At 60.8% G+C, this 23,350-nt stretch carries 26 protein-coding genes; 8 read left to right on the forward strand and 18 right to left on the reverse strand.

Going from position 1 to position 23,350, the window contains the following annotated elements:
- Positions 1-108 precede the first annotated feature (108 nt).
- The gene (locus F8N85_RS21470) at positions 109-1,521 is read left to right on the forward strand and encodes an aspartate aminotransferase family protein (protein ID WP_150805532.1); all 1,413 of its coding nucleotides are present in this window, start codon (positions 109-111) and stop codon (positions 1,519-1,521) included.
- Between the two features lie 81 nt (positions 1,522-1,602).
- Positions 1,603-1,830 carry an MbtH family protein gene (locus tag F8N85_RS21475; protein ID WP_150805533.1) on the forward strand — a complete coding sequence of 76 codons (228 nt, stop codon included), beginning with the start codon at positions 1,603-1,605 and terminating at the stop codon, positions 1,828-1,830.
- Positions 1,831-2,038: 208 nt separating this feature from the next.
- On the opposite strand, the gene F8N85_RS21480 is transcribed toward F8N85_RS21475, so the two are convergent.
- The 11 genes from F8N85_RS21480 to F8N85_RS21535 form a co-directional block, all read right to left on the reverse strand.
- Positions 2,039-2,392, reverse strand: a complete 354-nt coding sequence (locus tag F8N85_RS21480) for a DUF6124 family protein (protein ID WP_150805534.1) — start codon at positions 2,390-2,392, stop codon at positions 2,039-2,041.
- A gap of 379 nt (positions 2,393-2,771) precedes the next feature.
- Entirely contained in the window at positions 2,772-3,746 is a 975-nt protein-coding gene (locus tag F8N85_RS21490; protein WP_150805536.1) for a metal ABC transporter solute-binding protein, Zn/Mn family, read from the reverse strand.
- A complete protein-coding gene (locus F8N85_RS21495) occupies positions 3,747-4,646 on the reverse strand; it encodes a metal ABC transporter permease (RefSeq protein ID WP_150805537.1) in 900 nt (299 codons plus the stop codon). It lies immediately after the preceding gene.
- Positions 4,646-5,410, reverse strand: coding sequence for a metal ABC transporter ATP-binding protein (locus F8N85_RS21500; RefSeq protein ID WP_150805538.1), 765 nt, complete (start codon positions 5,408-5,410; stop codon positions 4,646-4,648). Before F8N85_RS21500 ends, F8N85_RS21495 begins: the two co-directional genes overlap by 1 nt.
- Complete coding sequence (locus F8N85_RS21505; RefSeq protein ID WP_150805539.1) at positions 5,407-6,336, reverse strand: metal ABC transporter substrate-binding protein; 930 nt, start codon at positions 6,334-6,336, stop codon at positions 5,407-5,409. Before F8N85_RS21505 ends, F8N85_RS21500 begins: the two co-directional genes overlap by 4 nt.
- A gap of 34 nt (positions 6,337-6,370) precedes the next feature.
- The gene (locus F8N85_RS21510; RefSeq protein WP_150805540.1) at positions 6,371-6,946 is read right to left on the reverse strand and encodes a DUF6162 family protein; all 576 of its coding nucleotides are present in this window, start codon (positions 6,944-6,946) and stop codon (positions 6,371-6,373) included.
- The gene (locus tag F8N85_RS21515; protein ID WP_191636231.1) at positions 6,943-7,233 is read right to left on the reverse strand and encodes a hypothetical protein; all 291 of its coding nucleotides are present in this window, start codon (positions 7,231-7,233) and stop codon (positions 6,943-6,945) included. Before F8N85_RS21515 ends, F8N85_RS21510 begins: the two co-directional genes overlap by 4 nt.
- 53 nt (positions 7,234-7,286) lie before the next feature.
- The gene (locus F8N85_RS21520; RefSeq protein WP_150805542.1) at positions 7,287-7,829 is read right to left on the reverse strand and encodes a thiamine pyrophosphate-binding protein; all 543 of its coding nucleotides are present in this window, start codon (positions 7,827-7,829) and stop codon (positions 7,287-7,289) included.
- Positions 7,826-9,037, reverse strand: coding sequence for a PepSY-associated TM helix domain-containing protein (locus tag F8N85_RS21525; protein ID WP_150805543.1), 1,212 nt, complete (start codon positions 9,035-9,037; stop codon positions 7,826-7,828). The genes F8N85_RS21520 and F8N85_RS21525 overlap by 4 nt, the downstream gene beginning before the upstream one ends.
- 307 nt (positions 9,038-9,344) lie before the next feature.
- The gene (locus tag F8N85_RS21530) at positions 9,345-9,668 is read right to left on the reverse strand and encodes a helix-turn-helix domain-containing protein (RefSeq protein ID WP_150805544.1); all 324 of its coding nucleotides are present in this window, start codon (positions 9,666-9,668) and stop codon (positions 9,345-9,347) included.
- Complete coding sequence (locus tag F8N85_RS21535; RefSeq protein WP_150805545.1) at positions 9,649-9,903, reverse strand: type II toxin-antitoxin system RelE family toxin; 255 nt, start codon at positions 9,901-9,903, stop codon at positions 9,649-9,651. Before F8N85_RS21535 ends, F8N85_RS21530 begins: the two co-directional genes overlap by 20 nt.
- A 238-nt stretch (positions 9,904-10,141) precedes the next feature.
- On the opposite strand from F8N85_RS21535, the gene F8N85_RS21540 reads away from it, so the two are divergent.
- Positions 10,142-10,837 (forward strand): HAD-IA family hydrolase, encoded by a 696-nt coding sequence (locus F8N85_RS21540; RefSeq protein WP_150805546.1) that lies wholly within the window; start codon positions 10,142-10,144, stop codon positions 10,835-10,837.
- A 74-nt stretch (positions 10,838-10,911) separates the two neighbouring features.
- On the opposite strand, the gene F8N85_RS21545 is transcribed toward F8N85_RS21540, so the two are convergent.
- Positions 10,912-11,658 carry a 3-oxoacyl-ACP reductase family protein gene (locus tag F8N85_RS21545; protein WP_150805547.1) on the reverse strand — a complete coding sequence of 249 codons (747 nt, stop codon included), beginning with the start codon at positions 11,656-11,658 and terminating at the stop codon, positions 10,912-10,914.
- A gap of 125 nt (positions 11,659-11,783) precedes the next feature.
- Between F8N85_RS21545 and F8N85_RS21550 the strand changes: the two genes are divergently transcribed.
- On the forward strand, positions 11,784-12,707 hold the full coding sequence (locus F8N85_RS21550) for a LysR family transcriptional regulator (protein ID WP_150805548.1): 924 nt from the start codon (positions 11,784-11,786) through the stop codon (positions 12,705-12,707).
- Between the two features lie 84 nt (positions 12,708-12,791).
- Here F8N85_RS21550 and F8N85_RS21555 read toward each other — a convergent pair whose 3' ends face one another.
- Both F8N85_RS21555 and F8N85_RS21560 read right to left on the reverse strand, forming a co-directional pair.
- On the reverse strand, positions 12,792-13,520 hold the full coding sequence (locus F8N85_RS21555; RefSeq protein WP_150805549.1) for an aspartate/glutamate racemase family protein: 729 nt from the start codon (positions 13,518-13,520) through the stop codon (positions 12,792-12,794).
- A gap of 41 nt (positions 13,521-13,561) precedes the next feature.
- Entirely contained in the window at positions 13,562-14,296 is a 735-nt protein-coding gene (locus F8N85_RS21560) for a phosphoadenylyl-sulfate reductase (protein ID WP_150805550.1), read from the reverse strand.
- 287 nt (positions 14,297-14,583) lie between these two features.
- Here F8N85_RS21560 and thrH point away from each other — a divergent pair, with 287 nt between their 5' ends.
- Positions 14,584-15,201, forward strand: a complete 618-nt coding sequence (gene thrH, locus F8N85_RS21565; RefSeq protein ID WP_150805551.1) for a bifunctional phosphoserine phosphatase/homoserine phosphotransferase ThrH — start codon at positions 14,584-14,586, stop codon at positions 15,199-15,201.
- 235 nt (positions 15,202-15,436) lie between these two features.
- Here the strand turns inward: thrH and pabB are convergent, their stop codons facing one another.
- From pabB to F8N85_RS21585, 4 genes are all read right to left on the reverse strand, one after another.
- The gene (gene pabB, locus F8N85_RS21570) at positions 15,437-16,780 is read right to left on the reverse strand and encodes an aminodeoxychorismate synthase component I (RefSeq protein ID WP_150805559.1); all 1,344 of its coding nucleotides are present in this window, start codon (positions 16,778-16,780) and stop codon (positions 15,437-15,439) included.
- A 263-nt stretch (positions 16,781-17,043) separates the two neighbouring features.
- Complete coding sequence (locus F8N85_RS21575; RefSeq protein ID WP_150805552.1) at positions 17,044-18,030, reverse strand: alpha-L-glutamate ligase-like protein; 987 nt, start codon at positions 18,028-18,030, stop codon at positions 17,044-17,046.
- On the reverse strand, positions 18,030-19,562 hold the full coding sequence (locus F8N85_RS21580) for an inactive transglutaminase family protein (protein ID WP_150805553.1): 1,533 nt from the start codon (positions 19,560-19,562) through the stop codon (positions 18,030-18,032). The genes F8N85_RS21575 and F8N85_RS21580 overlap by 1 nt, the downstream gene beginning before the upstream one ends.
- Positions 19,563-19,567: 5 nt before the next feature.
- Positions 19,568-20,104 carry an ATP-dependent zinc protease gene (locus F8N85_RS21585; RefSeq protein ID WP_150805554.1) on the reverse strand — a complete coding sequence of 179 codons (537 nt, stop codon included), beginning with the start codon at positions 20,102-20,104 and terminating at the stop codon, positions 19,568-19,570.
- A 285-nt stretch (positions 20,105-20,389) separates the two neighbouring features.
- On the opposite strand from F8N85_RS21585, the gene F8N85_RS21590 reads away from it, so the two are divergent.
- From F8N85_RS21590 to prpC, 3 genes are all read left to right on the forward strand, one after another.
- Positions 20,390-21,109 carry a GntR family transcriptional regulator gene (locus F8N85_RS21590; RefSeq protein WP_191636232.1) on the forward strand — a complete coding sequence of 240 codons (720 nt, stop codon included), beginning with the start codon at positions 20,390-20,392 and terminating at the stop codon, positions 21,107-21,109.
- Positions 21,106-21,996: a methylisocitrate lyase gene (prpB, locus tag F8N85_RS21595; protein ID WP_150805556.1), complete on the forward strand. Its 891-nt coding sequence runs from the start codon at positions 21,106-21,108 to the stop codon at positions 21,994-21,996. Before F8N85_RS21590 ends, prpB begins: the two co-directional genes overlap by 4 nt.
- A 174-nt stretch (positions 21,997-22,170) precedes the next feature.
- Entirely contained in the window at positions 22,171-23,298 is a 1,128-nt protein-coding gene (gene prpC, locus F8N85_RS21600) for a 2-methylcitrate synthase (protein WP_150804854.1), read from the forward strand.
- Positions 23,299-23,350 lie beyond the last annotated feature (52 nt).

Below are 23,350 nucleotides of genomic sequence, written 5' to 3' on the forward strand. Positions count from 1 at the left end.
CTGGAGCGTTTCCAGAACAGGAAAACCTGCAAGCGCACCTGGATCGGGCACCCGTTTGACAGCTGTGCGCTTTGGGTCGCTATTACCAGCGTATTGAGGGTTGGAGAGATGTCAGTCGTTACCAGTCTTGTCGAAGATCAGCCGGTTCGGGTCAACCCTGTGCCGGGCGAGACGCTCTATCAGTTCAACGAGTCCCCGTTGCTGGCGCGCCAACGCCTGCAGGAATCGAACGCGCGCAGCTATCCGCGACGTATTCCTCTGGCGCTCAAGCGTGCTCGCGGGATTTATCTCGAAGATGTCGAAGGCCGCCGTTTCATCGATTGCCTGGCCGGTGCCGGGACCCTGGCGCTCGGGCACAATCACCCGGTGGTGATCGAGGCGATCCAGCAGGTACTGACCGACGAATTACCCCTGCACACCCTCGACCTGACCACGCCGGTAAAGGATCAGTTCGTGCAGGATTTGTTCGGTTTGTTGCCCCAGGCGTTGGCCCGCGAGGCGAAAATCCAGTTTTGCGGGCCCACCGGCACCGACGCGGTGGAAGCCGCGCTGAAACTGGTGCGCACCGCCACCGGACGCAGCACGGTGCTGTCGTTCCAGGGCGGTTATCACGGCATGAGCCAGGGTGCGTTGAGCCTGATGGGCAGCCTGGGGCCGAAAAAGCCCTTGGGCGCGCTGTTGAGCAACGGCGTGCAGTTCCTGCCATTCCCTTACGACTATCGCTGCCCGTTCGGTCTGGGGGGCGAGCAGGGTGTGAAGGTCAATCTGCATTACCTGGAAAACCTGCTGAACGACCCTGAAGCCGGTGTGCAATTGCCGGCGGCAGTCATCGTTGAAGCGGTGCAGGGCGAGGGCGGGGTGATTCCGGCCGATCTGGACTGGCTGCGCGGTTTGCGACGGATCACCGAGAAGGCTGGCGTGGCGTTGATCGTCGATGAGATCCAGAGCGGGTTTGCGCGCACCGGCAAAATGTTTGCCTTCGAACACGCGGGCATCATTCCGGACGTGGTGGTGCTCTCCAAGGCGATTGGCGGCAGCCTGCCGCTGGCGGTGGTCGTGTATCGCGACTGGCTCGACACCTGGTTGCCCGGAGCCCATGCCGGCACCTTCCGCGGCAATCAAATGGCCATGGCCGCAGGTTCGGCGGTGATGCGTTATCTCAAGGAACACGACGTCGCCGCGCATGCCAGCGCCATGGGTGAGCGTCTGAGTAAACACCTGCGGATTCTGCAGCGTGATTTCCCACAGCTGGGTGATATCCGCGGCCGCGGCTTGATGCTCGGTGTGGAGCTGGTCGATCCGGCAGGCGCACTGGATGCCCAAGGTCATCCACCCGCCTTTGCCCAACTGGCACCATTGCTGCAACGCGAATGCCTCAAGCGCGGATTGATCCTCGAACTGGGCGGGCGCCACGGCAGCGTGGTGCGCTTCCTGCCGCCACTGGTGATCACCGCCGGGGAAATCGACCAGGTCGCGGAGATTTTCGGCAGGGCGCTGCCCGCGGCGCTCGCCAGTCTCTAATTTTTCGCAGCCTTGATACGTTCTTCTACACAACGGCTGCGCATTAGTCGCCGCCAACCCCTACAGCGATGGAGAAAAGCAATGACTTCAGTATTTGACCGCGAGGACATCCTCTTTCAGGTAGTGGTCAACCACGAGGAGCAGTACTCGATCTGGCCGGACTACAAAGCCATCCCCCAAGGCTGGCGCACCGTCGGCAAGAGCGGCTTCAAAAAAGAATGCCTGGCCTACATCGAAGAGGTGTGGACCGACATGCGCCCCTTGAGCTTGCGCCAGAAGATGGAAGAACAGGCGGCAGTGGCTCACTGAAGATCGCCCCCGACAAAAAGCCCGCTGGACCTGAATGGTCAGCGGGCTTTTTTTGCGGCGTTTGAAGATCAAAAGATCGCAGCCTGCGGCAGCTTCTACAGGGGATTTGCGTACACCTGCCATATCGCGGCTGAACACGGTCGGCGTAGGAGCTGCCGCAGGCTGCGATCTTTTGGCGGCAAACCTGATCCAACTGACAAGCCGGGCCTTACAGCTTGACCGAATACTCTCGATCCAGCGCCTTGCCAACCAACATTAACCCCAACTCCATCAACTGCTGAACCGCCAGCGCCAGGTTACGGTGCTTGCCTTCCAGATCATCGGAAAGGTCGAGAGCCAAGGTGCTTGCCGAAGAGAAGGTTTCATAAGCATTGACCAACAGTGCCTGGGTGTTGATGTTCGGGGCGACGACGAAGATCTGCTGTGGAGGGTCGTCCGAGGCTGGCGGCCTCAGATAGTGATCGAGGGCACGTTGCGCGGCGTCGTGAAGCTTGCTGGAATCGAGGGGGTCGTAGGGAGAAACGCTGGGTATTTCAGGGGGGCTGGGGGTGACTTTGTGCATGAGTGAAGCTCCTAGAGTAGTGGAGCTGCCACGAATCGCTGCGAAACGAAGATAGGGTGGCAGCTGTACGCGGGTTCGCAGACCGGGACTCTAGGAACCCGGCAGACCCGAAGGTCTCCCACGCACAGCCGCCATAACACGAAATGACAGACATAAAAAAAGCGTCTGCTCTCGGACGGTGGACGCTGTGCGCCTAGAGTTGGTCAGGGCTGCGAAACCCGTTCGCTGAATGGGCAGCGACCCGCGAAGATTATCCGCGCACCGTGCCCAAAGCAACCCCGAAAACCTGTCAGAAAAGTCCTCGCCTATCAGACCGCAATCGTCGGAACGCCGCCCGGAGCAGGCTCGCGATGAACGATGGCACGGTGGATCTGCCTGCCTATGCCCCGGAGGACAACACCTTGATCACCTGATCGACATTGCCCTCAAGCTCAACCACCGGATCCGCCCCGTCGGTACTCAACACAACCAACTGACCACCAGCAGCGCTGATCGCCGCTTTGACCTCATCCGAAGGCTGGCGATGATGCAACACCATCGCCACATCATTGTCCTTGAGCATCTCACTCAATTGCTTGAGCGCCTCAGCCGTCCATTCGTTATCAGCCCGTGCATCGACCTTGATCAGCTCCAGATTCAGCCCGCTGACCAGATAGCCCAAATGATCGCTCAAACTCACCACGCTCAGATTGTCGGCACTCGCCAACCGCGCTTCGCTGTCGGCGCTGAGCTTGAGCAACCGCTGTTTGAGGGCGGCGAGGTTGGCGTCGATCCGTGGTTTGGCCTCGGGCGCCAGGCGCGCCAGGTCGGCGGCCATGACGTCGGCCATGCGGCCCATGTTGTTGCTGGCCATCCAGGGTTGGCTGTTCAGCCCGTCGACCTGGCCCGGTTGCACGGCGATACCTGGCAGGCCGCCGTCCACCGGGCGCGCCGCGTCGATTTCGACGATGCGGATGTTGCTGCGGCGGGCGACCGGGTAGAGCGGGTCGTCAGGCCATAGCGAGCGCAGGCCGATCACCGCGTCGGCTTCGACCGCCAGTTTGTGCAGAGCCGGTGCGCCGCGGCCGGTGAAGTAGGCGGTCTGCCGCGAGCCGGGCAGATTGGCCGGCGCTGCGCGTTCCAGGGTAATGCCCGTGCCTTCCAGCAGGATTTTCCCCAGTCCATAGGTGATCGGCAGCGCGGCCAGCACCCGTAGCTGAGGAGCCGAGGTGGCCGCAAACAGCGCGGTATTGCCCACGCCATTGTTGGCCAGCAGCCGCATCGGCTCGAAGGCGTCGGCGGCGGCATGGAGCGAGGTGTTGCCGAGGCCGCAAAGGGCCAGGGCCAACGTCAGTTGACGCAAGGGGCTGTGCATTTATCCGAGATTCCCTTTCAGAGCGGGGACTGTGCCGCGGGCGATGGCGGCCAGGGCGAAGGCGATACCGGCGACGAGGATGATCGCCGCGCCGGACGGGATCGGCAGGTCGAAGACGATCGGCGCGAGGATCCCGCACAGGGTGCTGACGGTTGCGATGAGCACCGAGCACCAGAAGAAGCCTTTCAACGATTGGCTCAACAGCCGAGCCGCTGCCGCTGGAATCACCAACAGCGCACCCACCAGAATCGCGCCGATGACTTTCACCGCGGCCACGGTGATCAGCGTCACCAGGATCACGAACAGGTAATCCAGGGTTTTCACCGCCACCCCACGCACTGCCGCCAATTGCGGGTTGAAGCTGGCGAGCATGATGCGGTTGTACAGCGGCAGGCTCAGGCCCATCACCAAGGTGCCGACGATGGCCAGTACCAGCAGGTCGTTGCCGTTGACGGTCAGCACCGAGCCAAACAGTACGTTCTCGAGAATATGCACGTTGATCTTGCCGGCCAGAATCAACAGCAGGCTCGCACCCAGGGCCAGGGACACCGAAAGGAATACGCCGATCAGCGTGTCCGGCGCCAGGCCGGTGCGGTTGCGCAGGTAGTTGAGCAGGATGCCGAACAGCAGGCAGTAGCCGAACAGGCTGCCGTAAGGGCCAGTGTAGGGTTCGCCGAGCAGGATGCCGATGGCCACGCCAGTCAGGGCTGCGTGACCCACCGCTTCGGAGAAAAACGCGAAGCGTTTGACCACCACCAGCGTGCCCAGACCGCCCAGCACCGGGCCGATCAACAGGCCGGCGAGCAGCGCGTTAACCACAAAACCATAGGCCAGTGCTTCAGGCAGATAACCGGAAGAGGCCCAGCCCTGGATCATCAAACGAAAGGCTTCGTAACTCATCAGGCGGCACTCCCGGTAGTCGCTTGTCCGGCACGCGGATGGGTAGAGAACAGGGTCAGCAGCCGCTCCGGCGTCAGTGCTTGCTTTGGCGCCGCGTCGAACAGCACACGGCGGTTGAGTCCGGTGACACGGTCGGCGAGACGGCCCACCGCTTCCAGGTCGTGTTCGATCCACAGCACGGTGATCCCGGCCTGGCGCCAGTCGCCGAGCAGGCGTTCGAATACCTGAATGCCGGCTTCATCGAGGGCCGACATCGGTTCATCGAGCACCAGCAACTGCGGCGCGGGGATCAGCCCCTGGGCCAGCAGCACCCGCTGGCGTTCGCCGCCGGACAGCGCGCCCATCCGTCGCTTGCGTTTGTCCTGCATGCCGACCCGCTCCAGTGCCTCGCCAATGGCCGCCGCGTAATGCCGGCTGATGCCAAGAAAGGCCGGGCGGCGCTGGCACATGGCAGCCATGAAATCGTCGACGGTCATTGGCAAGCCGCGATCGAACTCCAGCGCCTGCGGCACGTAACCGATAGTCCCGGGTTCGCTCGGCCAGTGCAGGCTCAGTTTGCCCTGGTGGGGCATCTGCCCGAGCAGAGTCTTGATCAGCGAACTCTTGCCACCACCATTGGGGCCGACCAGGGCGTGCACGCTGCCGGGCAGGACCTGGAAACTGACCTTGTCGAGAATCGTTGTGCGACCCAGGGTCAGGTCGACGTCGGCGAACTCGATGGTCGGGCCGACACTGTGCGCGGCCAGGGTTTCGACAACGGTCATGCGCCAGCCTCCTGGATTGCCCGAACCACGGTGTTGAGGTTGCCGGTCATTTCCTTTTCGTACTTCTCGGCGCTGTAGTCGCCGTAGGAAATGTGCGACAGCGGGTAGAGCTTCACCCCGGACTCACGCTGGATGGTGTCGACGTAGCTGGAGGGAAAGTCCATCTCGGAGAAGATCACCTTGACGTCCAGCTCACGCAGTTGGTCGATGGTTTTTTTCAACTGGCTCGGGCTCGGTTCGATGCCATGGGCCGGTTCGACCACGGCGGTCACTTCCAGGCCGAACTCGCGCAGCAGATAGTCGTAGGCGGCATGCACCGTGGCCACCCGCAGGTCGGCATTCGGTGCGCTGGTCAGCTTGGCCAGGGCGTCGGCGCGCATCTGCCGCAGGCGTTTGCCATAGGCACGGGCGTTTTGCGTGTAGGTCTTGGCATTGGCCGGATCGAGCTTGCCGAGTTCCCGGGCGATGTTATTGACCTGGGCAATGGAGGCGCTGATCGACAGGAAGGTGTGCGGATTAACCACCTTGCCGGCGCCGCGAGCGGCGGTCCCGGTGGCGGCCAGCAGCGGCACGTTGGCGTTGGCTTCGATCACCGGGATGTCCGGGCGCTCGCTGGCTTCGATCATGCGGTCGGCGAAGTCGTCATGGCCGACCCCGTTGAGCACGATCACATCCAGCGTGCCGATGCGCTTGATGTCCTCGGCGCGCGGCTCGTAGGCGTGCGGGTTGAAGCCGGCAGGAATCAGCGGCACCACCTCGGCCTTGTCGCCGACAATATTGCTCACGTAGCTGTAATAAGGGTGCAGGGTGATACCGATGCGCAGGCGCTTGGCCTGGTCGGCGCTGGCCAGACTGGCGAAAAAGCTGGCGAACAGGCCGACCAGCAGCAGCCGCAACAGCGGGCGGCGTTGAGATGAAATAGACATGGGGAGCGGTCTTCTCTCGGATCAATACGAAGGTTCAGTGCCGATGCTGACGAGTCACTCCAGCATCGAATTGCGCGACCACTTGCTGCCAACCGGCACTGATCAGTGCCTGATCGTCCAGCGGGTCAGGGGCGGTGAGCGCCGCGTCGCGGTTGAGCCAGATGTCGGCGCTGGCGCCTTCTGTGGTGCCGATGCGCATCAGGAACGAGCCGGCCACCGCTGGCGTCCGGCTGAGACCGAGGTAGGCCTGGGCCTCTAGCAAGTTCCAGGCATGGCCGCCACGGCTGATCGAACTGGCGTCCTGAGCGAAGGGCGCAAAACCTTCCTCGGCGAGTCGTTCAGGCGAGGGCAGGGCCTGTTGTTCCTGGCGCAGCAATTGAATCTCGTCGAGGGTCACTCGCAGGTCGGCGTAGATGCCTTGCTCGGCGGCGCTGAGGTCGCGCCGCGCATCGAGTTGATGGGTTGCGACGCTTTCGATGGTCTGGGTTTCGCCGCGCGAGGCGACCACCGAACCGGCCACCGCCAGAATCATCAGGCACAACAGCAGCACATAGAGGGTTTCATGGCCGGCACCGGCCGGGCGGACAACGTGTGTGGTCGGCGTGCTCATGGGGCCTCGATATCGGCTTGGTCGATCTCGACGACGTGGCCCGGGCCCGCATCGAACAGTACATAGAACTCTGCGCCAGGCTTTTTGAAGGTCAGCGTCGAGTCGGCACCGAGCTTGCCCGGCAGCAGGATGGTTTCGTCGTAGCCGATCACGTCCAGGGTTACCCCCGGTGCGCCGCTGCCATCGGAAAAACCACCGGTGCAGCGGATCTGTTCGCCGTCGATTTCCTTGCATTCGCACATCGGGTTGTGGGCCAGCGCAGTGCCGCTGAAACCGCCACCGAGCATCAACAATACGCTGATGCCTGCCAGGCGCAGGCGGGTAGTGCATGCAGCAACGATCATGGTTTGCCTCCTTGTTTGTTCAGCCAGGCGAGGGTGGCCGGGGATGCCTTGCCGAGCGGCACCGCCGCTTGATGCATGCTGCCGTCCCAGCCTTCCATGGTGATCCAGATCTCAGCGTCGGCCTTGGTCTTTTCCGGTATCGGCAGCTGTGCTCCCATGCGATAGGGCGTGCCAAAGAAAATCACCCCGGCGGCGCGCAGGCTGCGGGGTTTGCCAATGCGCAGGTAGGTGGCCTTGACCTGATTGATGCAGCTTTCGCACAGGGCGGCGTTAAAGCTCTTCATGTAACCCGCCGGGCCGGACAGTAGCGGTGCCTCGTTGCGTAACTCGGCAAGGCGCAGGCTCCAGGGCCCGACCTGGATTTCGCCGACTTCCCGTTCACCCAGGCCGTTGTCGCCGCGAAACAGAGCGGCATCGGCGAAGTACTTGGGCATGAAGCCCAGTGGAATCAGCAGCAGCAAGATACTCAGGTGGAAGCGCCATGTGTGCCAAAGCCGGTTCAGGCGCGATGGTTGCGGTGCGGTGGTTGCCTTGCTCACTGGTTGCCCTCCGGAGTCTGGGAATGCATGGCCGGTTGCACTTGGGCGACTGCGGCAGGTTGGGCTTTTTTAGTGCTGCGCTTGAAGGCGTTAGCCGTGGCCAGGGCGGTACGTTTGGTCCAGATCAGCAGCCCGCTGAGGACCATCATGCTGAGGACCAGACCGAAGAAGAACCAGATCAGTTTGATCCACAGCCCACCGAAATCACCGGTGTGCAGCGGGCGCATGGATTCGGTGACGAACTCCAGGCCGGTGCGGTCCGAGAGCAGCCGCGAGGCGGCGATTTCGCTGTTGTAGGGGTGGATCGAGGCGGTCTGGAACATCAGCGGATACCAGCCGCGCCCGCCAATGACCAGGTGACTGTAGGCATTGCTCGGCAAACTGACGAAACTGGCTTCCAGTCCGGGGATTTTCTGGGTGGCGATCTGGATCGCCTGGTCCAGACCGATCATCGGTGCTGGTCCGCCCGTGGCAGACATCGGCACGCTTTCCCGTGAGATCACCGGGACGATTGGTTCGCTGGAGATGGAAATCTGGTTGTCGAACAGGAACGCCTCAATCAGGAACCAGAGCCCGGTGATGGAAATCACCGCAATGAACCAGATCGACCAGATACCACTCAGGCGGTGGAAATCGCCCCAGAAGATCCGCGCGCCGTGACTGATCCGCAGGGTCGGCCGGAAGAAGCCTTTCCAGAAGCGTTTATAGACCACCAGCCCGGTCACCAGTGACGCCAGCAGCGGCAGGCTGAGGAACGACACCAGGTACCAGCCCCAGCTGAAGCCATTGGTGAACGGCACCAGCCACCAACCATGCAGCGCTCGGGTGAAGGCTTTGAAATTGAACTGCGGGCTGATGCCCTGAATGACTCCGGTGTAAGGGTTGACGTAGACAGTCACCGAACGGCCATCCGGATAGCTGACGTCCACGTCCAGGGCAAAATGCGACTCGTCGGGACGGCTGATGGACTCAACCAGGGTTTGCGGCTCGGCGCGCTTGATCGCCGCGACGACCTGGTCATAGCTGAGCAGTTCGGCGTCGTCCGAGGGTTTGCTGGCGCGGATGTCCGGGTTGGCCAGCCAGACAATCTCCTGGCTGACCACCGCCAGGGTGCCGGTGACACACACGATCAGCACGAAGAACCAGATGGGCAACGCCAGCCAGCTATGCACGAGGAACCAGAGTTTCGAGCGGGATTTCTTCGACATGAATAAGGGTCTTGATTCGATGAGTGGAGTGACGCAAGCCTGTCGCTTGCGCCGCTTTCCAGTAAAACCGACCGTGGCTGTTGCCTACGCGGTCTGATTGCATCTAATTAAGACGAATGAGAATCATAAAACCCGCAAGGCGATATGAAAGAAAATGTTTCAGAGGGCTGGGTGAATCGATTTTTCAGGGGGCGGGCATCCGGTCCCAGATCAAAATATCGCAGGCTACGTACACCCGCATTGCTGGAGGTGTACACAATCCCCCCGTAGGAGCTGCCACAGGCTGCGATCTTCCGATCTTGCCCTTTTACAACTCCAGCTGATCCGCCTTGATCCCGAATGCCAGGGCAATTTTCTCCCGGGTGGCCCGGCGTGGTTTGTTCACCGCTTCCTGTTGCGCAAAAGCCGGCTGTGAAATCCCCAGGCGATTTGCCACTTCCTCTTGAGTGAGGTTCAAGTATTCACGCCAGGCGCGGATCGGGGTGGCGCCATCGACGATGCGGCTGACCACTTCATGGGGGATCAACTCGTCTTGAACCTGAGCCTTGTATTGCGCATAGGGAATGACGACGAAGGCCGGTTTGCCATCCGGGCCATTGATGATTTGTACGTCAGTAGGTGCGTTCGTCACGTTTTTTAACCTCTTGGATGCTGACAACCTGGATCCCGCCGTCCCAGTCGAAAAGGACTCTGTAATTGCCGACACGCAGTCGGTAGCCGTAAGTGTGATGGGACAGTGCATTAACGTGAGTCACATCAGGCATGTGCTCGAGCCCTGTCACCGCATCGCGAATGTGAACCTGCTGCTGGGTGTGTAGCCTTAGCAGTTGCTTCACGGCTTTTCGGGTCCAGTAGATTTGATTCATAGGATATTAATAAGTCTTTTATAAGGTTTGCAAGGGTTTTTTATAAGTCAATGTGCCGAAAGCCCTTGGCTTTCGTTTTGCTCATGACAAACCCTAGGTCGCTTGCCGAGACTTGATCGGCCCAAACTGTTGCCTCATGTGGACGCTGCTGGTTATCCTGCTGAATCCTTTAATCGATCCTCACACTGGCCGTACCTGAGCCGCTCCCGGGATGTATTTTGTTAACGGATCAGATGCGATGAATGCACAGCTGGATGAGTTCGGCCCGATCAAGGCCGTGATTTTCGACATGGACGGGTTGTTGCTGGACACCGAGGGGATTTACACCGAGGTCACCCAGATCATTGCCGAGCGTTATGGCCGCACCTTTGACTGGAGCGTCAAGCAGAACATCATCGGCCTGGGGGCGGGGGATCTGGCGCGGTATATCGTCGAGGCGCTGGATTTGCCGATCACCGCCGAGGAGTTTCTGCGGGTGCGCGAGCCGTTGATGCGCGAGCGTTTTCCGAGTGCGTTGGCGATGCCGGGGGCGCAGCAGCTGGTGCGGCATCTGCAGGCCAATAACATCCCGATTGCGGTGGGCACCAGTTCCTCGAGCCAGTCTTTCGGGCAGAAAACCACGCTGCATGGCGACTGGTTCGCGCTGTTCGACACCATTGTCACGGCGGACGATCCCGAGGTGGGCGCTGCCAAGCCAGCGCCGGATATCTTCCTGACAGCGGCACGACGGTTAGGCGTGGCGCCGCAGGATTGCCTGGTATTCGAGGATTCGCCCTTTGGGGTCACGGCCGCCAAAGCTGCGGGGATGACCGCGATTGCCGTGCCTGATGCGGCGATGGCGGACGCCAGATACGCCCATGCAGACCGGATTATCCGTTCGCTGAAGGCGTTCCAGCCAGGTGCCTGCGGGTTGCCGGTGCTCGAATGGGCCTGATGGGCCCAACACCGATACAGCAAAACGCCGGGCAACCTGATCGAGGTTGCCCGGCGTTTTTTATGGCCCGTTAATCAGGCAGCAAAACCACCGTCGATGGTCAGGCTGGCACCGGTGATGTATCCGGCTTCCGGGCCGACCAGATAAGCGACGAAGCTGGCGATTTCTTCGACCTTGCCGTAACGACCTACCGCCATCAACGGGATCAGGCTGTCGGCGAAATCACCGTGGGCCGGGTTCATGTCGGTGTCGACCGGGCCGGGCTGCACGTTGTTGATGGTGATGCCCCGTGGGCCCAAGTCGCGGGCCAGACCTTTGGTCAGGCCGACCAGCGCGGCTTTGCTCATGGCGTACGGGCCGCCACCGGCGAAGGGCATGCGCTCGGCGTTGGTGCTGCCGATATTGATGATGCGACCGCCTTCGGTCATGTGTCGGGCGGCTTCCTGAGTCGCAATAAACACGCTGCGCACGTTGATGGCCAAGGTCTGGTCGAAGTCTTCCAGCTTGAAATCTTCCAGCGGTGCGACCGCCAGAACGCCGGCATTGTTGACCAGGATGTCCAGTCGGCCAAAGGTTTCCACAGTGCGGTTGACGGCGTTGCGGATGGCCGCGGCATCAGCGCTGTCAGCCTTGATCGCCAGGGCCTTGCCGCCGTTGGCAGTGATGCTGTTCTGCAGTTCTTCAGCCTTGGCCGTCGAGCTGACGTAGGTAAAGGCCACTGCGGCGCCTTGCTCGGCCAGGCGCTTGACGATGGCGGCACCGATGCCGCGGGAGCCGCCCTGAATCAGAGCTACTTTACCGCTGAGGTTTTGCGTGGTCATGTCGTTCTCCAAAAAATTCAAGGCGGACTGCCTTGTTGTTGGAGTCGAGTATCGACCTCGGATTACCAGCTGAGTAGAGGGTAATTGCTATAGTCTGTGTAAACTAAAAGTTTATAGTGGCGGTCATGGAAACCTTCAGCAGTATCGAATGCTTCGTCCGCAGCGCCGAGGTCGGCAGCTTTGCCGAAGCCGCGCGGCGCTTGAGTCTGACCCCGGCCGCGGTGGGCAAGAGTGTCGCCAAGCTCGAGGCGCGCCTGGGAGTGCGGCTGTTTCAGCGCAGCACTCGCAGTCTGACCCTGACCGAGGCCGGCCAGCTGTTTCTCGGTGAGGTCAGTGCCAGCCTGCATACCATTCAAAATGCCGTGGCCAACCTGGCCAGCGCCGAAGGGCGTCCGGCGGGGACCCTGAAAGTCAGCATGGGCACGGTGTTCGGGCGTTTGTATATCATGCCGCTGCTGGGGGAGTTCCTGCGGCGCTTTCCGGCGATCAATCCGGACTGGCATTTCGATAACCGCCAGGTCGATCTGATCGGTCAGGGTTTCGATGCGGCGATTGGCGGTGGCTTTGAACTGCCGCAAGGGGTGGTGGCGCGCAAGTTGACGCCAGCCCACCGGGTGTTGGTGGCTTCGACCGACTATCTGGCGCAGCGCGAAGCCATTGTCGAGCCGGATGACTTGCGCCATTGCGACGGGATTCTGATTCGCTCACCGCAAACCGGGCGGGTGCGCTCCTGGCAGCTGACCAGTCGCAGCCAGCAACACAGCCCATTGACCCTCCAGGCACGAATGACCATGAGCGATTCGGAGGCCGCCTGCGCCACTGCCGCCCAAGGCTTGGGCATCGCCTTGGTGAGCATGCCGTTCGCCGTGAGTTACCTGAACGCCGGGACTTTGCAGCGGGTGTTGCCGGACTGGTATGTCGACGATGGCAATATCTCGATCTACTACGCCGAGCATAAATTACTGCCGGGCAAGACCCGGGCGTTTGTCGACTTCATCATCGAGCAGTTTGCCGAGCAGGGGTTGGGGCAGAGGTTTAGTGCCATCTAGGTTCGGCTTTAGAGCGAGGTGGTCGAGCGCGACCCCGGTCCATCGCGAGCAAGCTCGCGATGAACGATGACTCGGTCTCAGGACTCAGCGCCGAAAATGTCCCGGCCAACCAATAATGGCCTTCGGCCGAGGCGTGGCATAGGTCCGCACCTTGGAGGTGGACAACCCCAGGCGCACCAGCGCCTCGGCAATGGTCACCGCCGCTGTCACTCCGTCCACCACCGGCACACCGGTACGCCGACGAATCTGTTCATCGAGCCCGGCCATCCCGCCGCAACCCAGGCAGATCACCTCAGCCTTGTCCTCGCTCACCGCCAGTTCGGCCTGACGAACGATGGCCTCGAGTGCACGCTCTGGATCTTCTTCCAGTTCCAGTACCGCCAGGCCACTGGCCCGCACCGAGGCGCAGCGGTCATAGAGACCGGACAGCTTGAGGCGGTCCTCGATCAGCGGCACCGTGCGGTCGAGCGTGGTGACCACCGAATAGGCGTGGCCGAGGAACATGGCCGTGCTCGCGCCCGCATCGGTGATATCGACTACCGGCACATTGAGCAGCTCCTGCAGACCTTCCCGGCCATGCTCACCGTAGCCGGCCTGGATCACTGCGTCGTAGGGTTGATCGTAGGAGAGCACGCGATCCATGACGGCGATCGCCGCCAGGTAGCTTTCGAAATTGCCTTCGATGGAGGCTGCGCCGAAGTGCGGCGTCAGGCCGACGATCTCGGTACCGGGCGAGGCCACGGCCTGGGCCTGCCTGGCGATGGCTTGGGTGATTGACTCGGTGGTGTTGACGTTGACCACAAGAATTCGCATGGGGATGTCCTTATGATGGGTTCGCCCGCTTCCACAGGGGGTCAGGCCTTGCTGATAATGTTCCCTGCATGCAGCCCGCATTCTTTCTGTGTGGCCTCTTCCCACCACCAGCGGCCTTCGCGCTCGTGCTGGTTGGGCAGGACAGGGCGGGTGCAGGGTTCGCAGCCGATGCTGATGAAGCCGCGTTCATGCAGGCTGTTGTACGGCAGCTCGAGCATGCGGATGTAACCCCAGATCTCTTCGCTGGTCATTTGTGCCAACGGGTTGAATTTGTAGAGGGTGCGTTCCGGGGTGGAGAAAGCGCTGTCGATTTCCATCACGGCGACCTGGCTGCGGGTGCCCGGGCTCTGGTCGCGGCGCTGGCCGGTGGCCCAAGCGCTGACAGTAGAGAGTTTGCGTCGCAGCGGTTCGATCTTGCGGATGCCGCAGCACTCGCCATGGCCGTCCTTGTAGAAGCTGAACAGACCCTTTTCTTTGACGAAGGGTTCGAGTTTGCTTTGATCTGGCGAGACCAGTTCGATCTGGATCTGGTAGTGCTCGCGGACTTGCTCGATGAACCGGTAGGTTTCCGGGTGCAGGCGGCCCGTGTCGAGGCTGAAGACCTTGACGTTTTTGTTCAGTTTCCAGGCCATGTCCACCAGCACCACGTCTTCGGCGCCGCTGAAGGAGACCCACAGGTCATCACCGAACTGGGCGAAGGCCAGTTTGAGAATGTCCTGGGCGGATTTGTTGGCATAGGTCGCGGCGAGTTCAGCGACGTCGAACGATTGACTCATCAGGGCGGTTTCCTACAGGTCGGTGGCGCTAAGCGCTCTAGATAGGCTCGATAGTAACAAAAACTGCCTGAAAACTGCTGCGCTCGACAATACTGCGTTGAAAACAGACTCGTAGTGCTCATTGACTAAAGTCAACTCCGCTTACTCGCCTGTTTTCGCCTTGTCTTGCCTTCGCTCGCTACGTTTTCAGCAGGTTTTAACGCGTTGCGCCGGCCAGAGCTTATCGCTAGAGTTCGGCTGTCCTTTTACCCGCTCAACTCAATAAACATTACAAATGGGAGTGTCCTGTGGAAATTGCCTGTCTCGACCTGGAAGGTGTGCTGGTCCCGGAAATCTGGATCGCCTTTGCCGAAAAAACCGGGATTGAATCCCTCAAGGCGACCACTCGGGATATTCCCGACTACGACGTGCTGATGAAGCAGCGCCTGCGGATTCTCGATGAGCACGGCTTGAAGCTGGCGGACATCCAGGAGGTGATCGCCACCCTCAAACCGCTGGACGGCGCGGTGGAGTTCGTCAACTGGCTGCGCGAGCGCTTTCAGGTGGTGATCCTTTCAGACACCTTCTATGAATTCTCCCAGCCGTTGATGCGCCAGCTGGGCTTCCCGACGCTGCTGTGCCATCGCTTGATCACCGATGAAAGTGGCCGGGTGAGCGGTTATCAACTGCGCCAGAAAGACCCCAAGCGTCAATCGGTGCTGGCGTTCAAGAGCCTGTACTACCGGGTGATCGCCGCCGGTGATTCCTACAACGACACCACCATGCTGGGTGAGGCCGATGCGGGGATTCTGTTCCATGCGCCGGAAAACGTGATCCGCGAATTCCCGCAATTTCCGGCGGTGCACAGCTTTGCCGAGCTCAAGCAGGAGTTTCTCAAGGCTTCGAATCGCGAACTCAGCCTGTGAATACCCTGTAGGAGCTGCCGCAGGCTGCGATCTTTTCCGTCAGACGACCTGATTCCAGAGGGACATCTGCAAAAGCAAGATCAAAAGATCGCAGCCTGCGGCAGCTCCTACAGGATCGCGTGTTCCTGCGATTTCACTGGTGTACCCGGTCGGCGTAGGAGCTGCCGCAGGCTGCGATCTTTTTCCATCAGGCGACCCGATTGCAGGAGCGTCCGCGAAGAGTGCGAAGCATCCATCAAAGGTTTTGCAAGGTTTCCAGCAACACCTTCACCTTGGTGATGGATTCCTGATACTCGGCCTGCCAGTCCGAGTCGGCGACGATTCCGCCACCGCCCCAGCAGCAGACCTGCCGATCCTTGACCAGCAAGCTGCGGATGGCGATGGAGCTGTCCATTTCCCCGCGGACATCCAGGTACAGCAATGAACCGCAATACAGCCCGCGGCGGGTCGATTCCAGCTCGTCGATGATCTGCATCGCCCGGATTTTCGGCGCGCCGGTGATCGACCCGCCGGGGAAGCTTCCCGCGATCAGGTCCAGCGCATCCTTGCCCTCGGCCAACTCGCCGGTGACGCTGCTGACCAGGTGATGCACGTTCGGGTAGCTTTCCAGGCTGAACAACTCCGGCACTCGCACCGAGCCAATTCGGCAAGTGCGGCCCAGATCATTGCGCAGCAGGTCGACGATCATCAGGTTTTCCGCGCGGTCCTTGGCGCTGGCCAGCAGTTCGGCGGCGTTGGCTGCGTCCTCGACGGCATTCTTGCCCCGTGGCCGGGTGCCTTTGATCGGCCGGGTTTCCACCTGGCCTTCGCTGACTTTGACAAAGCGCTCAGGAGACAGGCTCAGCACTGCATCGCCATCGGGCAGGCTCTGGAAACCGGAGAAGGGCGTCGGGCAAGCCGCTCGCAGCGCGCAATAGGCCGTCCACGGGTCGCCTTCGCAGGGGGCGCGAAAGCGTTGGGCAAAGTTGACCTGATAACAGTCACCCGCCTGAATGTACTGCTGAATGCGCAGGAACGCCTGCTGGTAGTCGCCGGCACTCAGGTCGGCGTTCATCGTAGCGGTCAACTTGAAGGCTTCGGTCGGCGCGGTCGCAGGCTGGTTGAACAGCTCGATCAGGCGTTGGCGTTCGCCGTCGGCCAGGCTTGGGTGAAACACCAGTTGGCTGGAGGCGAGTTGGTGGTCGCTGATCAACGCCCAGTTGTACAGGCCCAGGTGCGCATCAGGCAGTTGCAGATCATCGCGGGCTTGATGGGGCAGGGTTTCCAGACGGCGGCCGAAGTCGTAGCTGAGGTAGCCGATCAAACCGCCGGCGAATGGCAGTTGATAAGGTGGAGGCAGCACAGCATTGCCGAGCCGGTGCAGATTGTTTCGCAGCCGCTGCAGGAATTCGGTCCCGGGTTCGTCCGGTAATACCGTCAGTTGCTCCAGCGGCCAGGCGCTGAGCAGGTCATAGCGTCCGCGTTCGGCACTTGGCCGGCCGCTGTCGAGCAGCACGGCACCGGGGGCATGACGAATCGCCGCGAAATACTCGGCAGGGTTGGCGCGATAGGGGAGCGGGTGTACGGAGCAGGTCAACATGCGGGGCAGATCAGTCATCGGTGCGCGGCTGGCGATTGTAGTCCCCTGAGGGAATTGCTCCTAGAGGGGATGTCGGGAAGAGATACATGCAAGAGGGGCTGGCTCGAACTTTGTGGCGAGGGGGCTTGCCCCCGCTGGGCTGCGAAGCAGCCGCAAAACCAGCTACCCCATTGTGTCAGGTAAAACCCGCTTGCCCAGGATTTACGACGGCTTCGCCGCCGAACGGGGCGATGCGCCGTTCCGACAAGCCCCCTCGCCACAGGTCAGCCCTCTACGGCCGGAATATGCCCAAACAACTCTTGCGCAAACTTCACCCGATCCTCGGCAGTTTCCTTGATGCCTTTGGCCTTCAGCTCTTCAAGGCGGGCTTCCACCGCATGGGTGCGCAGGGTCAGGCCGCAATCGTTGGCGATCTGGATGTTCAGGCCGGGGCGGGCGTTGAGTTCAAGAATCAACGGGCCCTTTTCCTGATCCAGCACCATGTCGACACCGATGTAGCCGAGCCCGCAGAGCTCATAGCAACCGGCCGCCAACTTCATGAAACCGTCCCAGTAGGGCAGTTGCACGCCATCCACCGCGTTGGTGGTGTCGGGGTGTTTGGTGATGATGTTGTTCAACCAGGTCCCGCGCAGGGTCAGGCCGGTGGCCAGGTCGACGCCGACGCCAATGGCGCCCTGGTGCAGGTTGGCTTTGCCGCCGGACTGACGGGTCGGCAGACGCAGCATGGCCATCACCGGGTAGCCCATCAGCACGATGATGCGGATATCCGGCACGCCTTCATAGCTGATGCTCTTGAAGATCTGGTCCGGGGTCACGCGGTATTCGATCAACGCCCGGTCGCGGTGACCGCCCAGGGAGTACAGGCCGGTGAGGATGCTGGAAATCTGGTGTTCGATTTCCTCATGGCTGATGATCTTCCCGGAAACCGTGCGATAGCGACCTTCGAAGCGATCGGCGATCACCAGGATGCCGTCACCGCCGGCGCCCTGGGCCGGCTTGATGACGAAGTCATTGCGCCCGCCGATGATCTCGTCGAGCTTGTCGATTTCCTTCTCGGTGGAAATCACCCCGTACAACTCCGGCACGTGAATGCCGGCCTTGATCGCATGTTCCTTGGTGATGATCTTGTCATCGACAATCGGGTACAGGCTGCGCTTGTTGTACTTGAGCACATAGTCCGCGTTGCGCCGATTGATCCCCATGATGCCCCGGGCTTCCAGGGCCTTCCAGGTCTTCCAGAAACCGAACATTACGAATCAGCCTTGAGGAAGGCTTTGAAGCGCACCAGTTCGGTCAGGCGGTAGCCGCGATAGCGACCCATGGCCAGCATGAAACCGACCATGATCAACAGGATCGCCGGGAAGGTGAACACGAAGTAGATCAGCTCCGGCACGCTCATGATCAAGTGCGCCAGGGTGGCGGCGAACAGCGTGCCGATCGCGACTTTCATCGCATGGCCGCCACCGCGTTCTTCCCAGGTGATCGACAGGCGTTCGATGGTCATGGTCAGAATCACCATCGGGAACAGTGCGACCGACAGCCCGCGTTCCAGGCCGAGCTTGTGGCTGAACAGGCTGATGGCGGCGATCAGCACCACGACGAAGGTCAGTACCACCGACAACCTTGGCAGCATTTGCAGCTTCAGGTGTTCAAGGTATGAGCGCAGCGACAGGCCGAGCGCGGTAATGATGGTGAACAGGACGATGCCGAAGCCCAGTTGGGTTTCGCGAAAGGCCAGGGCGATCAGCACCGGGGTGAACGTGCCGAGGGTCTGCAGGCCGATCAGGTTGCGCAGGATCAGGATCACCAGCACGCCGATCGGAATCATCACCATGATCATGAAGGTCTGCTGGGTTTGCAGCGGCAGGCCGTAGAGCGAGTATTCGAGGAAGTTGGCGTCGGAGTTCTCGTCGGTCAGCTTGGCCAGGCGAATGGCGTTCATTTCGCTATTGTTCATGCTGAAGGTAACGGTGGCTTTCTTGCCGCCATCGACGGTGATCAGGTTGTCATCACCGGTCCACCACAGCAGACGGTCGGTAGGCAGGCCCTGTTCGCCGGTTTCCGGGTTGAAGTACAACCAGTCGGTGCCGTTGAAGCTGCGCAGCCAGAGTTCCGGGGTTTGTGGCTGGTCGGCCACCAGACGAATGGTATGTACCTTCTCCACCGGGACATGGCCGATGGACAGCAGCAGTTCGACGATTTTCGCCTTGTGCGCGGTCGACGGGTCGCCGCCCAGCAGCAGTTTGACGTTGTCATCGTTGAGGTTGTTGACCCGTTTGATGGCTTCGCCGATGAAGGTTTCGACGTCTGCCGAGTGCTGGCGAATCGGCGCGAGCAGGGCCTCGAGGGCAATTTTTTCCGGGCCTTCGACGGCGATGCTGTCGCGGAAGGTCGGGCCTTTGACCTTGAGTTTCTCACCGGTGTAACGCTTGGTCAGCACCAGGCGGTAATAGAGGGTCTGGTTGCCCTTGGCGCGTCGCGCGGACCAGGTGACCTTGCGATTACCGTCGACGCGATTGACGGCCACCCCGTAGTTATTGGAGATGAAACTCTCGTTCAGGCTGACGTAGTCGCGGCTCAGCGGTGGCACGAACATCTGGATCTTGATCGGATCCTTTCCGGCGGCGACGAACTCGACCTTGGCGTCGATGTTCCACAAGTCGTCGGTGGCGTCTTCGGTCACCGGAATGCCAAGCACGAGGATCTGATAGACCGTGATCGAAATACCCAGCGCCACCAGGACGGCGATCAGGATTTTCAGATGGAGGGTAATAGAGCGCATTAAAATTACTCTGCGGTAAGAGCGTCGGTGGCGCAGGCGGGTTTGCCGGCAGCGTATTTAAGACTGGGGTCGACCAGCGCATCAAAGCGTTTCAGCGCTTCGGAGCCGATCAGGAGCGGGTATTGGAATGCACTTCGGTCGGTCAAGTTCACTTCAATACTGCGTAAAGCGCCGCCCATGCAGATATCCAGGGCAATCACCGGGCGGGCGGTGTAGTTCTTGCCTTCATCGGGGTCGTAGTCGCCGGCGCGGCGCTTGATCTTGCTGACCCGGGCCAGCGGACGTTCGATCGGGTGCGAATGCGCAGCGTCGATCGCCAGGTAGAAACGCACCCAGGACTCGCCATTGCGTTTGAAACGCTTGATGTCGCGAGCGCTGAGGGAGGCAGTCTTGGCCCCGGTGTCGAGTTTGGCCGCGACTTCCAGGTTGATCCCGGACAGTGCCGCGTATTCATTCAAACCGTAGACGGTCTTCTCGGCGGCGGTGCTCACCCCGGACAGGCAGAGCAGGTAAAGCAATATAAGGAAGGGCTTGAGTCTCATAAATCCTGGCGCGTTGCAGTGCGATCTTCAGTTCAAGGCGACTGGCATTGCTGCGCAAGCTCCCTCGTGTGCCTGCCTTATTAAGGCGACAGGCAAATGCGGGCGGCATTCTAGCATGCTGGTTTTATGGCGCCACCGCCCGAGGGTGGCTATAAACAGAGCTATTGCGGCGTTATGGTGCCGTTGGTTATTAGACGATTGTCGACAATATCTAATTTTCCTTTGACTGAATCCGCATTATTCGCTAGTTTTTGTCGCATTGGCTTACAAGGTGTCGACAATATGCTGGATCAACTTGATCCCCCGCTGGTACAACAGGACGATTCGGAGACGCTCTCCGAGAACGTCTTCCGACGTATCCAGGCGGCCATCGTCAAGGGCGAGATCGCCCCAGGCAGCAAGATCTCCGAGCCGGAACTGGCGCGCACCTACGGCATCAGCCGCGGGCCGTTGCGCGAGGCGATCCACCGCCTGGAAGGGCAGCGGCTGCTGGTGCGCATCCCGCACGTCGGAGCGCGGGTGGTTTCCCTGAGCCATGCCGAGCTGGTCGAACTCTATGAAATTCGCGAATCCCTGGAAGGCATGGCCTGTCGTCTGGCCGCCGAGCGCATGACCCTCGAAGAAATCGACGAGCTGCGTCGGGTGCTCGAGACCCATGAGCGCGATGCGGCATTTCAGGCCGGTGTCGGTTACTACCAGCAGGAAGGCGATTTCGACTTTCACTACCGAATCATTCAGGGCGCCGGCAACCGCACCCTGACCCAGATGCTCTGCGGTGAGCTGTACCAGTTGGTGCGCATGTACCGCATCCAGTTTTCCGCCACGCCTAACCGCCCGCGTCAGGCGTTCGCAGAGCATCACCGGATTCTCGACGCGATCGCTGATCGCGACGGGGAACTGGCCGAGTTGTTGATGCGTCGTCACATCGGCGCTTCCAAACGCAATATCGCGCGTCACTACCAGGACAGCGCCAACCCGACAGCCACTCCACGAGGTGAGTCATGAGTTCCAACAAGAGCACTCCAGGCCAGCGTTTCCGCGATGCGGTCGCCAGTGAACAACCATTGCAAGTGGTCGGCGCGATCAACGCCAACCACGCCCTGCTGGCCAAGCGCGCCGGTTTCAAGGCGATTTACCTGTCGGGTGGCGGGGTGGCTGCCGGCTCCCTCGGCGTACCGGACCTGGGGATTACCGGTCTGGATGACGTGCTGACCGACGTACGGCGGATCACCGATGTCTGCGACCTGCCATTGTTGGTGGACGTGGACACCGGTTTCGGTTCTTCGGCGTTCAACGTGGCGCGTACCGTCAAGTCGATGATCAAGTTCGGCGCGGCGGCGATTCACATCGAAGACCAGGTCGGCGCCAAGCGCTGCGGTCACCGTCCGAACAAGGAAATCGTGTCCCTGCAGGAAATGGTCGACCGTATCAAGGCCGCCGTCGATGCCCGCACCGATGACAGTTTCGTGATCATGGCGCGCACCGACGCGCTGGCGGTGGAAGGTCTTGAGTCGGCGCTGGAGCGTGCTGCCGCCTGCGTCGAAGCCGGTGCCGACATGGTGTTCCCGGAAGCCATCACCGAGCTGGACATGTACAAGCTGTTCGCCAACCGCGTGAAAGCGCCGATCCTGGCCAACATCACCGAATTCGGCGCGACGCCGTTGTACACCACCGAGCAACTGAAGGCGGCCGACGTATCGCTGGTGCTGTACCCGCTGTCGGCGTTCCGCGCCATGAACAAGGCGGCGCAAAACGTCTACACGGCGATTCGCCGCGACGGCACGCAGCAGAACGTGATCGACACCATGCAAACCCGCATGGAGCTGTACGACGCCATCGATTACCACGTTTTCGAGCAGAAGCTCGATGCGTTGTTTGCCTCGAAGAAATAGATCAAAAGATCGCAGCCTCGTTTCACTCGGCAGCTCCTACAGGAATGTTGCCGGGCTCGGTCACCGAGTAGGAGCTGTCGAGCAACGCGAGGCTGCGATCTTTTCAGCATCACCAAAGAACCTGATGAAACACAGCTTGCCGATTCCCTAACAAATTCAAGATTGGAGAGAGCAATGGCCGAAGCAAAAGTATTGAGTGGCGCCGGGCTACGTGGCCAGGTTGCCGGGCAAACCGCACTGTCCACAGTCGGGCAATCGGGCGCCGGGCTGACCTATCGCGGCTATGACGTTCGCGAACTGGCTGCCGACGCGCGGTTTGAAGAAGTGGCTTACCTGCTGCTGTACGGCGATCTGCCGAACAAGGCGCAACTGGCTGCTTACATGAGCAAACTGAGCACGCTGCGCGACCTGCCGCAAGCCTTGAAGGAAGTGCTCGAACGCATTCCTGCCGACGCGCACCCGATGGACGTGATGCGCACGGGTGCTTCGTTCCTCGGCAATATCGAACCGGAGAAGGATTTCTCTGCGCAACATGACGTCACCGACCGGATGCTGGCCGCGTTCCCGGCGATCATGTGCTACTGGTATCGCTTCAGCCACGATGGCCTGCGGATCAACTGCGTCACTGATGAAGAATCCATCGGCGGGCATTTCCTGCACTTGCTGCATGACAAAAAACCGAGCGAGTTGCACCGCAAAGTCATGGACGTTTCGCTGATCCTCTACGCGGAACACGAGTTCAATGCCTCGACGTTCGCCGCACGGGTTTGCGCCTCGACCTTGTCAGACATGTTCTCCTGCGTAACGGCTGCTATCGGTACCCTGCGCGGCCCGCTGCACGGCGGCGCCAACGAAGCGGCGATGGAAATGATCCAGAAGTTCCAGTCCCCCGAAGAGGCCATCAAAGGCACCCTCGGCATGCTCGAGCGCAAGGACAAGATCATGGGCTTCGGTCACGCGATCTATAAAGACAACGATCCGCGTAACGAAGTGATCAAGGGCTGGTCGAAAAAACTCGCCGACGAAGTGGGCGACAAGGTGCTGTTCCCGGTTTCCGAAGCCATCGACAAGACCATGTGGGAGCAGAAGAAGCTGTTCCCCAACGCTGACTTCTACCATGCCTCGACGTACCACTTCATGGGGATCCCGACCAAGCTGTTCACGCCGATTTTCGTCTGCTCGCGCCTGACCGGCTGGGCCGCGCACGTGTTCGAACAGCGCGCCAACAACCGCATCATCCGCCCGAGCGCCGAGTACACCGGCGTCGAACAGCGCAAGTTCGTGCCAATCGAACAACGCTGACCGGTGGGTGCCGGCGCTGGCAGCTGAATGAAACCGAGAACCCTGTGGGAGC

The organism is Pseudomonas fluorescens (assembly GCF_902497875.1).
Taxonomy (GTDB): domain Bacteria; phylum Pseudomonadota; class Gammaproteobacteria; order Pseudomonadales; family Pseudomonadaceae; genus Aquipseudomonas; species Aquipseudomonas fluorescens_BR.

Excerpts from the sequence above, each read along its gene's own strand:
- F8N85_RS21580 (WP_150805553.1), bottom strand. The coding sequence starts at position 19,562 with ATGCGCTCTATTACCCTCCATCTGAAAATCCTGATCGCCGTCCTGGTG.
- prpB (WP_150805556.1), top strand. The coding sequence starts at position 21,106 with ATGAGTTCCAACAAGAGCACTCCAGGCCAGCGTTTCCGCGATGCGGTC.
- F8N85_RS21500 (WP_150805538.1), bottom strand. The coding sequence starts at position 5,410 with ATGACCGTTGTCGAAACCCTGGCCGCGCACAGTGTCGGCCCGACCATC.
- F8N85_RS21535 (WP_150805545.1), bottom strand. The coding sequence starts at position 9,903 with ATGAATCAAATCTACTGGACCCGAAAAGCCGTGAAGCAACTGCTAAGG.
- prpC (WP_150804854.1), top strand. The coding sequence starts at position 22,171 with ATGGCCGAAGCAAAAGTATTGAGTGGCGCCGGGCTACGTGGCCAGGTT.
- F8N85_RS21540 (WP_150805546.1), top strand. The coding sequence starts at position 10,142 with ATGAATGCACAGCTGGATGAGTTCGGCCCGATCAAGGCCGTGATTTTC.
- F8N85_RS21470 (WP_150805532.1), top strand. The coding sequence starts at position 109 with ATGTCAGTCGTTACCAGTCTTGTCGAAGATCAGCCGGTTCGGGTCAAC.
- F8N85_RS21525 (WP_150805543.1), bottom strand. The coding sequence starts at position 9,037 with ATGTCGAAGAAATCCCGCTCGAAACTCTGGTTCCTCGTGCATAGCTGG.
- F8N85_RS21515 (WP_191636231.1), bottom strand. The coding sequence starts at position 7,233 with ATGCTCGGTGGCGGTTTCAGCGGCACTGCGCTGGCCCACAACCCGATG.
- F8N85_RS21545 (WP_150805547.1), bottom strand. The coding sequence starts at position 11,658 with ATGACCACGCAAAACCTCAGCGGTAAAGTAGCTCTGATTCAGGGCGGC.
- F8N85_RS21510 (WP_150805540.1), bottom strand. The coding sequence starts at position 6,946 with ATGAGCACGCCGACCACACACGTTGTCCGCCCGGCCGGTGCCGGCCAT.
- pabB (WP_150805559.1), bottom strand. The coding sequence starts at position 16,780 with ATGTTGACCTGCTCCGTACACCCGCTCCCCTATCGCGCCAACCCTGCC.
- F8N85_RS21585 (WP_150805554.1), bottom strand. The coding sequence starts at position 20,104 with ATGAGACTCAAGCCCTTCCTTATATTGCTTTACCTGCTCTGCCTGTCC.
- F8N85_RS21490 (WP_150805536.1), bottom strand. The coding sequence starts at position 3,746 with ATGCACAGCCCCTTGCGTCAACTGACGTTGGCCCTGGCCCTTTGCGGC.
- F8N85_RS21575 (WP_150805552.1), bottom strand. The coding sequence starts at position 18,030 with ATGTTCGGTTTCTGGAAGACCTGGAAGGCCCTGGAAGCCCGGGGCATC.
- F8N85_RS21475 (WP_150805533.1), top strand. The coding sequence starts at position 1,603 with ATGACTTCAGTATTTGACCGCGAGGACATCCTCTTTCAGGTAGTGGTC.
- F8N85_RS21555 (WP_150805549.1), bottom strand. The coding sequence starts at position 13,520 with ATGCGAATTCTTGTGGTCAACGTCAACACCACCGAGTCAATCACCCAA.
- F8N85_RS21505 (WP_150805539.1), bottom strand. The coding sequence starts at position 6,336 with ATGTCTATTTCATCTCAACGCCGCCCGCTGTTGCGGCTGCTGCTGGTC.
- F8N85_RS21480 (WP_150805534.1), bottom strand. The coding sequence starts at position 2,392 with ATGCACAAAGTCACCCCCAGCCCCCCTGAAATACCCAGCGTTTCTCCC.
- F8N85_RS21560 (WP_150805550.1), bottom strand. The coding sequence starts at position 14,296 with ATGAGTCAATCGTTCGACGTCGCTGAACTCGCCGCGACCTATGCCAAC.
- F8N85_RS21550 (WP_150805548.1), top strand. The coding sequence starts at position 11,784 with ATGGAAACCTTCAGCAGTATCGAATGCTTCGTCCGCAGCGCCGAGGTC.
- F8N85_RS21495 (WP_150805537.1), bottom strand. The coding sequence starts at position 4,646 with ATGAGTTACGAAGCCTTTCGTTTGATGATCCAGGGCTGGGCCTCTTCC.